Source organism: Streptomyces sp. WZ-12, assembly GCF_028898845.1.
GTDB lineage: Bacteria > Actinomycetota > Actinomycetes > Streptomycetales > Streptomycetaceae > Streptomyces.
The window spans coordinates 5,737,702-5,751,745 of record NZ_CP118574.1; the positions used below are offsets into that span (position 1 = coordinate 5,737,702).

Here is a 14,044-nt window from a genome sequence, read left to right on the forward strand (position 1 = left end):
TCCTCTCACATCCGGAAGACGCCGAAGCCGGGGTCGCCCAGGGGGGCGTTGGCGCAGGCGGTCAGCGCCAGGCCGAGGACCTGGCGGGTCTCCAGGGGGTCGATGACCCCGTCGTCCCACAGTCGGGCGGTCGCGTAGTAGGCGTTGCCCTGGGTCTCGTACTGGGCGAGGATCGGGGCCTTGAAGGCGGCCTCGTCCTCGGCGCTCCACTCCTCGCCTGCACCGGAATTCAACGCAGCCAACTGGTCGCGCTTGACGGTGGCGAGGACGGAGGCGGCCTGTTCGCCGCCCATCACCGAGATCTTGGCGTTGGGCCACATCCACATCAGGCGGGGGGAGTAGGCCCGGCCGCACATCGAGTAGTTGCCCGCCCCGTAGGAGCCGCCGATGACGACGGTCAACTTGGGGACGCGGGTACAGGCGACCGCGGTGACCATCTTCGCGCCGTGCTTGGCGATGCCACCGGCCTCGTAGTCGCGGCCGACCATGAAGCCGGAGATGTTCTGGAGGAAGAGCAGCGGGATGCCGCGCTGGTCGCACAGCTCGATGAAGTGGGCGCCCTTCTGGGCGGATTCGGAGAACAGGATGCCGTTGTTGGCGACGATGCCCACCGGGTGGCCGTGGAGGTGGGCGAAGCCGGTGACCAGGGTGGTGCCGTACTCGGCCTTGAACTCGGCGAAGCGCGAGCCGTCGACGATCCGGGCGATCACCTCGCGGACGTCGTAGGGGGTGCGGGAGTCCACCGGCACCGCGCCGTAGAGCCCGGCGGGGTCGGCCTTGGGCTCCTCGACGGGCCGGACGGTCCAGGGGAGCGGCGGGCGGTCGCCGAGGGTGGCGACGATGGTGCGGACGATCCGCAGGGCGTGCGCGTCGTCCTCGGCGAGGTGGTCGGTGACGCCGGAGGTGCGGGAGTGCACCTCGCCGCCGCCCAACTCCTCGGCGCTGACGACCTCTCCGGTGGCGGCCTTCACCAGCGGCGGTCCGCCGAGGAAGATCGTGCCCTGGTTCCGCACGATCACCGCCTCGTCGCTCATCGCCGGGACGTAGGCGCCGCCGGCCGTGCAGGAGCCGAGGACCGCGGCGATCTGCGGGATGCCGGCGCCGGACATCCGCGCCTGGTTGTAGAAGATCCGGCCGAAGTGCTCGCGGTCGGGGAAGACTTCGTCCTGCAGCGGCAGGAACGCGCCGCCGGAGTCCACCAGGTACAGGCAGGGCAGGCGGTTCTCCAGCGCGACCTCCTGGGCGCGCAGGTGCTTCTTGACCGTCATCGGGTAGTACGTGCCGCCCTTGACGGTGGCGTCGTTGGCGACGATCACCGTCTCCCGGCCGCTGACCCGGCCGATGCCGGCGATCACCCCGGCGGCCGGGGCGGCCCCGTCGTACATCCCGTCCGCGGCCAGCGGCGCCAGCTCCAGGAACGGGGAGCCTGGGTCCAACAGGGCGTCCACCCGGTCGCGGGGCAGCAGCTTGCCGCGGGCGGTGTGCCGGGCCCGGGCCTTCTCGCCGCCGCCCAGCCGGGCCGCGGCCAGCTTCGCGTGCAGTTGCCCGGCCAGTTCGCGGTGCGCGGCCTCGTTGGACCGCCAGGCGTCGGACGCCGGGTCGGCGGTGCTGGCCAGCACCGGTGCCTGCTCGATGGCCTCCATCGCCATGGGCCCCCTCGCTTGGGTCGGCTGCCCGCCCGGTGCCGCGGGGGTTCTCCCGAGGCCGGGCGAGTTAATAGGCGTTAACCTCATCCCCTTCAGGTTAACGACCACTAACCCGGCTGTCTACAATCGACGTCATGAGCAATGCGCACGTCCCCGCCCCGACCAGCCGCCGCGAGCAGATCCTCAAGGAGGCCGCCCGCCTCTTCGCCGAGCGCGGCTTCCACGGCGTCGGCGTGGACGAGATAGGGGCGGCCGTGGGCATCTCGGGGCCCGGCCTCTACCGGCACTTCGCCGGCAAGGACGCGATGCTCGCCGAGCTCCTCGTCGGGATCAGCGAGCGACTGCTGGCCGGCGGGCAGATGCGGATCGAGGAGGGCGGCGAGACCCCCGCCGCGGTGCTCGACGCGCTGATCGACGGCCACATCGACTTCGCGCTCGACGACCGGCCCCTGATCACCCTGCACGACCGCGAGTTGGACCGGCTGCGGGACGCCGACCGCAAGCGGGTGCGGCAGCTCCAGCGGCAGTACGTCGAGCTGTGGGTGGCGGTCGTCCGGCAGGTCCACCCCGAGTCGTCAGAGTCCGAGGTGCGGGCGGCGGTGCACGCGGTCTTCGGGCTGCTGAACTCCACTCCGCACCTGGGGCGGCCCGGCTCCCTCCCGGGCCGCACGGAGATGGCCCGGCTGCTGCACCGGCTGGCGCTGGGGGCGTTCGGGGCGGTGGACGGCGACGGGGCGGGGCCGGGCGCGGGGCGGACGGCCGCCGCGGCGTCCCGACGGGCCGGCTGAGCGGTTGCCCCCGGCCGGGCGGCGCCCGCGCCGCCCGGCGGCCCGTCGCGGCCCCTCCTGGCGGCTCTCCCACCTGCTCTCGCCCGCTCTCCCGCCTGCTGGACAACCCCTGGACAGCGAGGTGACCGCCGGGTAGCTTTCGGCTGAGCAACCGCTTAGCCGAGTGCATGGTGAGGGAGGCCCGGAGCATGCGTCGCACGGTGTTCAACGAGGACCACGAGGCGTTCCGCGCGACCATACGCGCCTTCATTGAGGCCGAGGTGGTGCCCGTCCACGACGACTGGTACGCCGCGGGCCAGGTCCCCCGCGACTTCTACTACAAGCTCGCCGAGCTGGGCATCTTCGGCATCCGCGTCCCCGAGGAGTACGGCGGCGCCGGCATCGACTCGCACAAGTTCGAGGCCGTGATGTACGAGGAGACCGCCCGCGCCGGCGTCTCCTTCGGCGGTTCCGGCGTCCACGTCCTGCTCGGCCTGCCCTACCTCCAGATGCTCGCCACCGACGAGCAGAAGAAGCGCTACCTGCCCAAGTTCGTCTCCGGCGAGGAGATGTGGGCGCTGGCGATGACCGAGCCGGGCACCGGCTCCGACCTCGCCGGCATGAAGACCACCGCCAAGCTTTCCGCGGACGGCACCCACTACGTCCTCAACGGCGCCAAGACCTTCATCACCGGCGGCGTGCACGCCGACCGCGTCATCGTCTGCGCCCGCACCGCGGCGCCGCGCGAGGACGACCGTCGCCACGGCATCTCCCTCTTCGCCGTCGACACCACGTCCGCCGGCTACTCCATCGGCCGCAAGCTGGACAAGCTGGGCCTGAGGGTCTCCGACACCGCCGAGTTGGCGTTCGTCGACGTCAAGGTGCCCGTCGAGGACCTGCTCGGCGAGGAGAACAAGGGCTTCTCCTACCTCGGCCGGAACCTCCCCTCCGAGCGCTGGGGCATCGCCTTCGGCGCCTACGCGCAGGCCAAGGCCGCCGTCCGGTTCGCCCAGGAGTACGTCCGGGAGCGGACCGTCTTCGGCAAGGCCGTCGCCTCCTTCCAGAACACCAAGTTCGAACTGGCCGCCTGCCAGGCCGAGGTGGACGCCGCCGAGGCCGTCGCCGACCGTGCCCTGGAGGCCCTCGACGCCGGCGAGCTGACGGCGGCCGAGGCCGCCTCCGCCAAGCTCTTCTGCACCGAGGTCGCCCACCGCGTCATCGACCGCTGCCTCCAACTGCACGGCGGCTACGGCTTCATGAACGAGTACCCGATCGCCCGCCTCTACGCCGACAACCGCGTCAACCGCATCTACGGCGGCACCAGCGAGGTCATGAAGTCCATCATCGCCAAGTCCATGGGCCTGTAGGGCGGTTGGGAAACCAGGGCCGAGGTCGGGACCGGGGCCGGATCGCGGGAAACGGGGGACTCATGGGCATCGGCAGGGGTACAGGGGGCGGGGGCGCGTGAACGACGCACTCCGGTCACTGCTCGACCTGCTCGACCTGGAGCGGATCGAGCAGGACATCTTCCGCGGGTGGAGCCGGGCCTCGGTCGTGCCCCGGGTCTTCGGCGGCCAGGTCGCCGCGCAGGCCCTGGTGGCGGCGGGCCGCACGGTCCCCGCGGACCGGCCACCCCACTCGCTCCACGCCTACTTCCTCCGCCCCGGCGACCCCGGCGCCCCCCTCGTCTACACCGTCGACCGGATCCGCGACGGCCGGTCCTTCACCACCCGCCGGGTCGTCGCCGTCCAGCACGGCAAGCCGATCTTCCACCTCACCGCGTCCTTCCACGCGGACGAGGAGGCGGCGCTGGAGCACCAGGAGACGATGCCGGCGGCGCCCGACCCGCTGGAACTGCCCACCGCCACCGAGCTGTTGCCCCGCCACGCCGAGCGCTACCTCTCACCGGAGGTCGCCGAGCGGCTGCGTCAGGCCCGCGCCGCGATCGACCTGCGGTACGTCGACGAGCCGCCCTACGCCACCGTCGGCCGACCGCGCGAACCCCGCTCCCAGGTCTGGTTCCGCACCCAGGACAAGCTGGACGACGACTGCGCGATCCCCCGCCCGCTCCTCGACGTCTGCCTGGTCACCTACGTCTCCGACATGACGCTGCTGGACTCGGTCCTGCTGGCGCACGGGCGCGGCGGATGGGCGGTCGGCGACGTGGTCGGCGCGAGCCTCGACCACGCGATGTGGTTCCACCGGCCCCTGCGTGCCGACGAGTGGCTCCTCTACGACCAGGAGTCCCCCACCTCCCAGTCCGGCCGCGGCCTCGGCCAGGGCCGCATCTTCACCGCCGACGGCCAGCTGGTGGTGACGGTGATGCAGGAGGGGGTTGTGCGGGTGCCGAGGTGAGGGCTTTCCGCGTGGGGGTGGGGGCGGGTTGGGCATTCCGCGGCCCCGGCGGTTGGTGGTGGCTCGCCGTGGCGGCGGGGGGTTGATTGCGGGCCGTCCTGGTCGGCTCTCCGTTGGAGGCGGGGTCAGTCCAACCCCGCCGCGTTGAGCAGGTAGTTGGTCAGCGGGTCGTAGTGGCGGGGGCTGCGGACGTGGTCGTCGAGGGGGACGGTCACCTGGAGGGTGCCCTCGGATTCGGCGAGGAAGAGGGCCGGGTCGTTGCAGTCGGCGAAGCCGATGGCGGGGATGGCGCGTTGGGCGGCGCAGCCCGCCCAGCCGTGGTCGGCCATGACCAGGTCGGGGTGGTCAGCGGGGGCCAGGGCGTCGAGGATCGCGGCCATCGGAGCGGGGGAGTGGGTGTGCCACAAGGTGGCGCCGCGCTCCAGCATCGCCACGTCGCCGAACTGGAAGACCATGCCGTCGTCGGCCTGGAGCCCGTCGGGGATCACCATGATCTCGCAGCCGTGGGCGCGCAGCGCTTGGGCCGTGGCGCGGTGGACGTCCAGCAGACCGCCGGGGTGGCCGGTGGCGAACAGGACCCGCTGGCGGTCGGCGGCGGCCTTGCGCAGCACGGCGGCCGCGCGGTCCAGCGCGTCGACGGTCAGTTCCGGGTCGATGGTGTCCTGGCCCTGCCGGTGGTTCGGGTCGTCGCTGACGCCGCAGCGCTCCGCCATCACGGCCAGCACGTCCTGCTCGTCCGTCCAACGGTCGCCCAGCTCCAGGCCGAACCAGTAGTGGCGGTCGCCGTTCGCGAGCCGGCGGTAGTGGAGGAGGTTGTTCTCGCGGGGGGTGGCGACCTCACCCGCGATCCGGGTCCGTACGAGATGGTCGACGAGTTCGGCACGCGAGGGGGCAGCAGCGGCTATCGGCATAGCGTCATTGTGCCCGGCCGGATTTACGGCGGCGGGGCGTTCCACCCGCCGGACAACGCAAGGTGGACAGAATGTCGAATCGGCGGGGTTCGGGGGCCGTAAATGTCCATGGAGCGGGGAGTGCGGTGATCCCTAGCCTGACCTCCATGACCACCGCATCGAACGGGCCCGTGGGCCCCGTCGACTCCTCCCGTGTTCCGCGCTACGCAGGGCCCGCGACCTTCGCCCGGCTGCCCCGCCTCGACGAGGTCGGCGGCCGTACCGATGTCGCCGTCGTCGGTGTCCCCTTCGACACCGGCGTCTCCTACCGGCCGGGCGCCCGCTTCGGTGGCAACGCGATCCGCGAGGCGTCGCGGCTGCTGCGGCCGTACAACCCGGCGCAGGACGCCTCGCCGTTCGCGCTGGCGCAGGTCGCGGACGCCGGGGACATCGCGGCCAACCCGTTCAACATCAACGAGGCCGTGGAGACCATCGAGGCCGCCGCGGACGACCTGCTGGCCTCCGGTGCCCGGATGATGACGCTCGGTGGCGACCACACCATCGCGCTGCCGCTGCTGCGCTCGGTCGCCAAGAAGCACGGGCCGGTGGCGCTGCTGCACTTCGATGCCCACCTGGACACCTGGGACACCTACTTCGGCGCGGAGTACACCCACGGGACGCCGTTCCGCCGGGCCGTCGAGGAGGGCATCCTCGACACCTCCGCGCTCTCCCACGTCGGCACCCGCGGTCCGCTCTACGGCAAGAAGGACCTCACCGACGACGAGAAGATGGGCTTCGGCATCGTCACCTCCGCGGACGTCTACCGTCGCGGCGCCGACGAGGTCGCCGACCAGTTGCGCCAGCGCATCGGCGACCGCCCGCTCTACATCTCCATCGACATCGACTGCCTGGACCCGGCGCACGCCCCCGGCACCGGCACCCCCGAGGCCGGCGGCATGACCTCCCGCGAACTGCTGGAGATCCTGCGCGGGTTGGCGTCCTGCAACCTGGTCTCCGCGGACGTGGTGGAGGTCGCCCCCGCCTACGACCACGCCGAGATCACCGCCGTCGCCGCCTCGCACACCGCCTACGAGCTGACCACGATCATGTCCCGCCAGATCGCGGACGCACGCGGCTGACGGAGCAGCACGGACGGCAGACAACAGCCGCCGGTGGGCCAACGGGCCCACCGGCGGCTGTCGTTGTGACTTTCGGTTACTCGTTGTGGAGGGGGTAGACCCACGCGCCGGCGTCGGAACACTCCCAGTCGACCTCGAACAGCGCGTCTTCGATGTGCTGACGCAGCAGGTGGGCCTCGTCGCGGCTGTCGAGGCTCATCAGGATGCGGCGACCGGTGACGAAGAGGGCGGCCATGGTGAGGAAGTGCTCCAGGTCGGTGGCGACCAGGGCGCCGCCCTCGGCGATGGTGTCGTCCGCGTAGCCGGGGCAGCGCAGGACGTGCCCGCTCGGGCCGTCGACGACGACATCGCCGCCCATCCAGATGCCGATCCGGTAGAACGGGCCGGTCTCGTCCGGCTCTTCGGGGAAGCCCTCCGCCCAGGAGACCTCGTCGAGGAAGTCGGGGGCGGAGGGGTCGAGGGCGATTCCCTGGTCGTCGAAGGCGGGGAGACCGGTCTCGGTGAGGACGCGGCGGGCGGTGGGGTCGGTGAGGTCGTCGGGGAGCCGCTCGGGGGCTGTGGTGACGTAGGCGTCGGCGCCGAAGATGGCGGCGAGGTCCTGGGGGGAGGGGGCGGGGGCGTTGGCGGGGGTGGTGGGGCCGGCGGCTGTGAGAGCGCCGAGTAGCTGCCTTACGTAGGGCTGATGCAGGTCGTCCGGATCCACGTCCGGCTGTGGTCGTACGGCGAAGAGGCCGCTGTCTCCGGCCACGACGATGAGACGCGTGGCGGCCCCGGCGGGCTCGATCGTCAGAGAGACGTAGAGAGGTCCCTCAAGGGCGCCAACCCAGACTTCCGACGTGTCCGCGTGCTCGCGGAGGTCCTGGAGTGAGGTGGGTCCGGGGACGGTGTGGTCGCCGGAATGCCAAGTGAGAGCGGGCCGGGCGTCGGTGGGGAAGTCCTCGTCCGTCGTCCAGGGGCCGGCGAGGAGTTCGCCGGAGGTCGGGTCCCAGATGTGGGTGCCGTCGTCGCCGTCGGAGAGGACGGCCGGGCGACCCTCCCAACGGACGGGGTGCAAGTCGCCGATCGCTCCAGGGTGGAGGTAGCTGTGGTGGTAGCCGCCCGGGGGGCGCCAGTGGGTCCAGAGGGTTTGCCAGGGGAGTTGGATGCCCGAGCGGGTGATGCCGTCGGCGAGTGCGATATCGCCGCGGGCGGTCGCCGCGAGGTGCAGCCAGGCCGCCCATGCGGGCTGGGGCAGTCGCGTGAGGGCGTACATGAGGAGGTACACGGCGTCGGCGGCGGCGTTGTTGCCTAGGAGGGAGCCGTCGTAGGCGCAGTGGGCGGCGTCGAGAAGGGTGGGCTGCGGGAGGTGGGCGACAACGGTGCCGTCGGCGACCAACTCGTCGAAGAGACCCGCCTGGACGGCGTGCATGAGGATGCCGTCGGTGGCGTAGCGGCCCAGGGGACCGGATGCGGCCCAGCCGTCGGGGTGTTGGAAGTCGGGGGCGTGCTGGCGTAGCCAGGTGACCAAGTGGCGGCCGACGGCGGCGGTCACGTCCGAGTCCTGGGCCCGCCGGATCGCGGCGGCCAGGCCCTCGTCGGCGAACGAGACCAGTCCGTCCGCGTAGTGGAGGAGGCTGGGCAACTGCCGGGCCAGAGCTTCCAAGTCGGCTTCCGCCGCAGGTGGTTGTGTTCCGTCCGGGGAGGCATCGAGCCCTGCGGTGGTGGCCGCCGTCATCAGCTCGCGCCATACGGGCAGGGGGACGAGGCGGGGCTCGGAGAGGGCCAGAGCACGGACGGGGAACGGCAGATCGGCCGGCTCGGGCGTGTCGGGGTCCTCCCCGGTCGGAGCGGTGTCCAGACGCAGGGTGATGCTGCCGAGCCGCTGATCGTGGTCCAACGGCACGGCGAGTACCGCGCCAAGGCCATCGGCGAGGCTCAGTTGCTCGGCCAGCCGCCGCACCACCAGCTCGGTCTGCGCGGAGCGGCGGGTGGGGCCGGCGGACGACGAGTGGTCGATCAGCACGAGGTGGTGGGTGCCGAGGCGCTTGACCTGGTCGTCCCAGTTCCACGGGAAGCGGGGGGACTCCGGTACACCGAGAACGTCCAGCAGCTCGTTGAGGAGCCCGTCCGCCGTCTTGCCGGTCGCGTCGAGCAGGACGCTGCCGGGGACCCGACGGTGGAGCTCCCGCAACACGGCGCTGACGGCCGGACCGTCCTGCTCGACGGCGAGGTTCACCCGGCCCGCGTCGTCGCGGCCGTTCTCCCACCAGTCCAGGACCTGAGCCACGGCCTGTTCTGGGGAACGGAGCGGAATTTCAGGAGGCATCTCGGTCATGTGGAGCTCTCTTACGAAGAGGTGACGTGCTTCATCGACTTGGCCCAGACTTCCGCCACGAGGTGCAGATGCTTCTCCATCTCGGCATCTACCTTGACCTCGCGGTCCGTCTGCTTCAGTTTGACCTTGGCGGCGATTCTGTTGTTGATCCTTTCGTTCGCTTTATGGCGAGCCTTCTCGTCGGCTAGGCTATTCGCCTTCGCGTACTCTCCGGCGGCCTTTTCCTTCAACTCCTGGCGGTATGCGTTGCGGTCGGTGATGCCTTGTGGGTCATCCCGGTATGTGGCACTGTAATACACGTTCTTGCCGCGCATGTATTCGTTATCTTTGAGTAGCACGGAGCAATGGGCGTGCCCCTCGCCTTTGCCGCAGGGCTCGCGTTCCGTATACAGGCTGTGGACCTCGTACTTCTGCCCCTCGGGTTGCAAGGAATTCTGTCGGTCGATCCACATCAGCAAGTGCTCTTCGGAGTGATGGGGGGTGAACCCGCTGCTGCCGGCAGAGATTGATGCGTCGACGGCATAAGTGACGTTGCCCTTGTGATCCCTGACTTCGATTACCGCATAGTTCTTGCCTGAGAAGTCGGGCTTATGATCCGGGAATGAATTGACGACCGGATTTATGCCCCTGATCTTCCGTCCCTTATTGTCTTTGTTGAGTTGCTCGCGCAGCGAGTCGAGCGCCTGCTTCGTCTCCGAGTTCTCGTGGTATGGCTTTGGGATTGCTCCCCTGGCCTTCTCGCGTATATCGACGTTCGCAGACCGCTTGGAATCCCGGACCCGGTCCGGGGTTCCGTCAGCGCGGGTCGCGCCGGCATAGGGGGTGGAGTCGTGTTTCGGATTGTGGCCGACGCCCTGTGTCTCGTGGTAGTTGACACTGGTGCGCGCGAGCGTAGCGACGACCGCCATGCGCTCGCCGTCGTTCATCCGACGGAAGTCGTCGCCTAGGTGGCGCTCCAGTTCCTGGTGGGTGAACGCGGTCGGCGGGGGCTGCTCGCCCTTCTGGAGCGCCGCGCGTTCCGTCTCCAGGCGTTGGTGGGCATCCTTCAGAACCTTGGCTAGTTGCCCGTTCTCCGCCCAGTGGCGCATCCGGTCGTGGACGTGGTCGAACTCGATGCGGTGGACGTCCGACTCTTTGCGTAGTGCGTGCTGTTCCTCGTCCGGGGAGAGGTGGTGGAGCTTATGGTTCGCGTCTTCCGGCTTCGGCAGCGGACGCCGGTCGTGGTCGGTGGCGTGGTTGGCGTCCGACATGTGGGTGTCGTGGGCGCCTTGGTTGTGGTTTTGGTCGGGGGCGTGGGTGTTCGGCTCGGTGCTGTGGTGGTTGCTGTTGTGGTTGGGGTCGGTGTTGTGGGTGTTGGGCTGCTGCTCGTGGTGGTTTTCGGGGTTGTTCTCGTGAGGGCTTTGGTTGTGGTTCTCGTTGTGCGGTGTCGAGTGGTTGACGTGGTGAGAGCCGGTCTCCGACATGTGCGTGTCGCCGTCACCATCGAGCTTGTTGCGCTTGGGCTCCGGGTGCTGCGGTTCCCAGTCCATGCCTTCCGGCGACCGCTCGCGCTTGAACGGACCCTGGTTGCCCGGGTGCTGGTTGTGCGCCGGGTTCATGCCCGGGTTGCTGGGCGGGGGTGTAGCGCCGTGCCGGTGCTCGGGGCCGCCTGAGTGGGATTCCGGGGCCCCCGCCGGGTGGTGGCTGCCGCCGTGCTGCTGGTTCGGGACGTGTTGCTGCGGCTGGTGTTGTGGGTGCGGTTGCTGTGCGTGCTGAGGCTGCTGGTGGTGTTGCTGCTGTGGGTACGGCTGGTGGTGTGGGGGTTGTTGCGCGTGCGGCTGCTGCGGGTGCTGCACGTTGGGGTGCTGCGGCTGCGGCTGCGGCTGGTGGTGCTGGTTGGGGCCCGGGGTGTGCTGTTGGGGGTAGGGCTGGTGCGGCTGTTGGTTCTGGTGCGGCTGTTGGTACGGGTTGTGCTGCGGTTGCTGGCCCTGGTGTTGCTGATACGGGTTCTGAGGGTGCTGCTGCTGGGGCTGTTGGTAGGGGTTGTGCTGTTGGTGTTGCTGCGGCTGGTGTTGGCCGTACTGGGGCTGCTGGTGTTGCTGCTGCGGGTACGGCTGGTTGTGCTGGGGCTGCTGGGTGTGTGGCTGCGGCTGAGGCTGTTGTGCGTGGGGTTGGGGCTGTTGGTACGGGTTGTGTTGCGGCTGCTGGCCCTGGTGCTGCTGGTACGGGTTTTGGGGTTGGTGTTGGCCGTACTGCTGTTGCTGCGGGTGTTGTTGCTGCCCGTGCTGCTGCCCCTGCTGTTGTTGTTGATTGTGTTGGGGGTACGGCTGCTGCTGCCCGTGCTGCGGCTGTTGTTGTGGCTGCTGCTGGTGGGGCTGTTGGCCGTACTGGGGGTGTTGCTGCTGTTGGGGGTGGGGCTGGTTTTGCTGGGGGTGTTGTTGCTGTTGCTGTTGGGGGTGGTGCTGTTGGCCCTGGCCCTGGCCCTGGTTGTTGTGGTGGGCGGCGGTGGGGTCGAAGGGCTGGCGGTTGCCGTCGAGGGTGAGGTGCCAGACGCCCTCGGCGTTGGTGTGGATCGGCTTGTGGCTGATCTCGCCGGTCTGGCTGTCGACCCACACGACCTTGCCGTTGTGGTTGACCGCGTTGAAGACGTGGGCGCCGCCGCCCGAGCCGTCCGCGTTCTTCGGCCACGTCACCAGGACGGCCGAGGCCGAGCCGTGGCCCGACTTCTGGAGCTCGTGGGCGATGTTGTTGTAGCTCTCGTGGGCGTTCTGGCCCGAGTGGCGGAAGTTGGTGCCGGCCCACTTCTGGATGTTGTTGGTGCCGTCGCGTTCACCGCTGGCGCGGTCCAGGTTGCCGTGTGCGTCGCTGTCGTAGGTGCGTACCGCCGAGACCTGGGGGTTGCCGTACCAGGACTCGATGAACGAACGGGTGCAGTCGGCACAGTTGTTGGACCGGCCGGGCACCGTCGGGCCGCCGTCGTTCTGGTACTTGGCCCACGGCTGGAACGGGTCGGCGTGCACCTGTGGGGTGCCGTCCGGGTTCCGCGGGAAGTTGTGCTCCAGCGCCTGCTGGTCGTGCGGGAACGGCGAATACAGGCCGCCGGGGTGGTGGTTGAGGCTCGCCCGGACGCCGTTCAGGTTCGGCTTCGGGGGGTGCTGCTGCTCCTGCTGTTGGTGCTGATCCTGGGGGTGCTGAGGCTGCTGCTGGTGATGGTCCTGCGGCTGCTGTTGGTGCTGACTGTGTTGCTGTTGCTGTTGCTGTTGCTGCTGATGCGGGGCTTGCTGTTGGTCGTGTTGCTGCTGGTTTCCCTGCTGGGGGTGGTGGCTCTGCGGGGTGGGCTGTTGGGGATGCTGAGCCTGGTGCTGTTGGTGAGGCTGCTGCTGGTGGTGTTGAGGGTTCTGTTGGGGATGTGACTGTTGGTGGGGCTGCTGTGGCTGTGGCTGGTGGTGCTGGTCCTGGTGTTGCTGTGGGTGTTGGGGCTGGTGCTGGCCTTGACCCTGGTGGTTTTGCGGGTGCTGCTGAGGGTTGGGGGAGTGCGGCTGCCCCTGGTGCTCCTGGGAGTTGGAGTTCGGGCGGTGGTCCTCGGGCCGGGACGTTTCCGGACGCTTGGCGTCGGGGCGATGCTCAGGCTGCTCGGGACGGTGGTTCGACTGCTCGGGGCGATGTTCGGGTTGCTCGGGGCGGTGCTCCGGCTGGTGGTCCTGCGGACGTTGGGTGGGGTGGTCGTCCTTGGGGTGGTTGCTCTGCGCGTCCGGGTGCGGGGCGTCGGGGTGTTGGGCCTTGGGAACGTCCGGGTGCGGGGTGTTGGGGTGCTCCGGCTTGGCGCCGTTGGCGTCCGGACGCGGGGAATCCGGATGGGGCGATTCCGGACGCGGGGAGTCCGGACGCGGCTGCTTGGTTTCCGGGTGGTGCTGGTTGGCGTCCGGGCGCGGCTGCTGGGATTCCGGGTGTTGGGTGGGCTGGGGGTGCTTGGTGTCCGCGTGGGGCTGGTTCGCGTCCGTGTGGGGCTGGTTGTGGGGCTGGTTCGGGTGGGGCTGGGGGGTCGGCCGGTTCGTGGTGGGCTCGGGGCGTTGTTGCCGGGAGCCGTCGCGGCCGGACTGGGAGCCGTTGGGGAGGCGGTTAGGGCCCTGCGCGGTGGGGGTGTTGGTGCGGGAGTTCTCCGGTCGCGGGGTGTTGGCCGAGCGTTCCGGGGAGCGCTGTTGGGGAACGTCGCGGGTCGGCTGGGAACCGTCCGGGCGGCGGTTGGGCTGGCTGGGACCGTCGGCCGTCGGGCGGGCGGACGAGGAGTGCGGAGCGCTCGCCCCCGATGCGCCGGCGCCGCCACCGTGGTTGGGGACGGAGGTGGGCATGCCCATCATCGGGCCGGAGGTGGGCGCAGAGCCCTGCGACGACTGGGGCGAACTGGTTCCGGAATTCGGGGTGTTCGGGCCGCCAGTTGCGGTGTCGGCGTGCTGGGTGGGGGGCGGCGCGGTCATGGTGTCGGCGGACTGGGTGCGCACGGTGGTGTCGTGGTCGTCGCCGGCATGGGGCATGGGGTCGCCCGGTGCGGGATCGCGGTGCTGGGTGGGCTGTTGGCTCGTCGTGTGCTGAACGGGCGCACCCTGGGTGGGTATGCCCATGTGCGGCATGGAGGGGCGGCTGCCCATGCCGGCTCCGCCGGAGGAGGAGTTGGACGAGTCCGCGTGGTCGCTGCCGTTGCCGTGGTTGCCGTTGCCGTTGCCGCTGGTGTTGTCGTGGCTGCCGCCGTTGCCGCTGCCGGTACCGCCGTCGTGGGGCGGGGGCGAATGGGGGGTGGGGGACGGCGACGGTTCGGAGCTGGAGCCCTGGACGCCGTGCGCGGGCCCGTCGTGGGTGGGGGAGTTGGACGGGGTGGGGGCGTTGTGCTCCGGAGTGGGGTGGGTGCTGACGGGGCCGACGTGATGGGGGCTTGGGCTCTGGTTGGGGGTGGGGTGGT

Annotated in this window: 9 protein-coding genes; 5 read left to right on the plus strand and 4 right to left on the minus strand. The window is 70.2% G+C overall.

Annotated features, from left to right (window positions below):
- Nucleotides 1–5 precede the first annotated feature (5 nt).
- Nucleotides 6–1,634, minus strand: a complete 1,629-nt coding sequence (locus tag PV796_RS24880) for a carboxyl transferase domain-containing protein (RefSeq protein WP_274919221.1) — start codon at nt 1,632–1,634, stop codon at nt 6–8.
- A 146-nt stretch (nt 1,635–1,780) separates the two neighbouring features.
- On the opposite strand from PV796_RS24880, the gene PV796_RS24885 reads away from it, so the two are divergent.
- The 3 genes from PV796_RS24885 (at nt 1,781) to PV796_RS24895 (ending at nt 4,768) form a co-directional block, all read left to right on the plus strand.
- Complete coding sequence (locus tag PV796_RS24885) at nt 1,781–2,434, plus strand: SACE_7040 family transcriptional regulator (RefSeq protein ID WP_274915596.1); 654 nt, start codon at nt 1,781–1,783, stop codon at nt 2,432–2,434.
- Nucleotides 2,435–2,622: 188 nt separating this feature from the next.
- Complete coding sequence (locus PV796_RS24890; RefSeq protein WP_274915597.1) at nt 2,623–3,780, plus strand: acyl-CoA dehydrogenase family protein; 1,158 nt, start codon at nt 2,623–2,625, stop codon at nt 3,778–3,780.
- A 97-nt stretch (nt 3,781–3,877) separates the two neighbouring features.
- Nucleotides 3,878–4,768 carry an acyl-CoA thioesterase gene (locus PV796_RS24895; RefSeq protein ID WP_274915598.1) on the plus strand — a complete coding sequence of 297 codons (891 nt, stop codon included), beginning with the start codon at nt 3,878–3,880 and terminating at the stop codon, nt 4,766–4,768.
- 125 nt (nt 4,769–4,893) lie between these two features.
- Here the strand turns inward: PV796_RS24895 and PV796_RS24900 are convergent, their stop codons facing one another.
- The gene (locus PV796_RS24900) at nt 4,894–5,679 is read right to left on the minus strand and encodes a phosphatase (protein WP_274915599.1); all 786 of its coding nucleotides are present in this window, start codon (nt 5,677–5,679) and stop codon (nt 4,894–4,896) included.
- Nucleotides 5,680–5,825: 146 nt separating this feature from the next.
- On the opposite strand from PV796_RS24900, the gene speB reads away from it, so the two are divergent.
- Nucleotides 5,826–6,797, plus strand: a complete 972-nt coding sequence (speB, locus tag PV796_RS24905; RefSeq protein ID WP_274915600.1) for an agmatinase — start codon at nt 5,826–5,828, stop codon at nt 6,795–6,797.
- A 76-nt stretch (nt 6,798–6,873) separates the two neighbouring features.
- Here speB and PV796_RS24910 read toward each other — a convergent pair whose 3' ends face one another.
- Nucleotides 6,874–9,111, minus strand: coding sequence for an SUKH-4 family immunity protein (locus tag PV796_RS24910; protein WP_274915601.1), 2,238 nt, complete (start codon nt 9,109–9,111; stop codon nt 6,874–6,876).
- An 11-nt stretch (nt 9,112–9,122) separates the two neighbouring features.
- Nucleotides 9,123–13,736: a toxin glutamine deamidase domain-containing protein gene (locus PV796_RS24915; RefSeq protein WP_274915602.1), complete on the minus strand. Its 4,614-nt coding sequence runs from the start codon at nt 13,734–13,736 to the stop codon at nt 9,123–9,125.
- Here PV796_RS24915 and PV796_RS24920 point away from each other — a divergent pair.
- Nucleotides 13,735–14,010 (plus strand): hypothetical protein, encoded by a 276-nt coding sequence (locus PV796_RS24920; RefSeq protein ID WP_274915603.1) that lies wholly within the window; start codon nt 13,735–13,737, stop codon nt 14,008–14,010. The genes PV796_RS24915 and PV796_RS24920 overlap by 2 nt on opposite strands.
- Nucleotides 14,011–14,044: the final 34 nt, after the last annotated feature.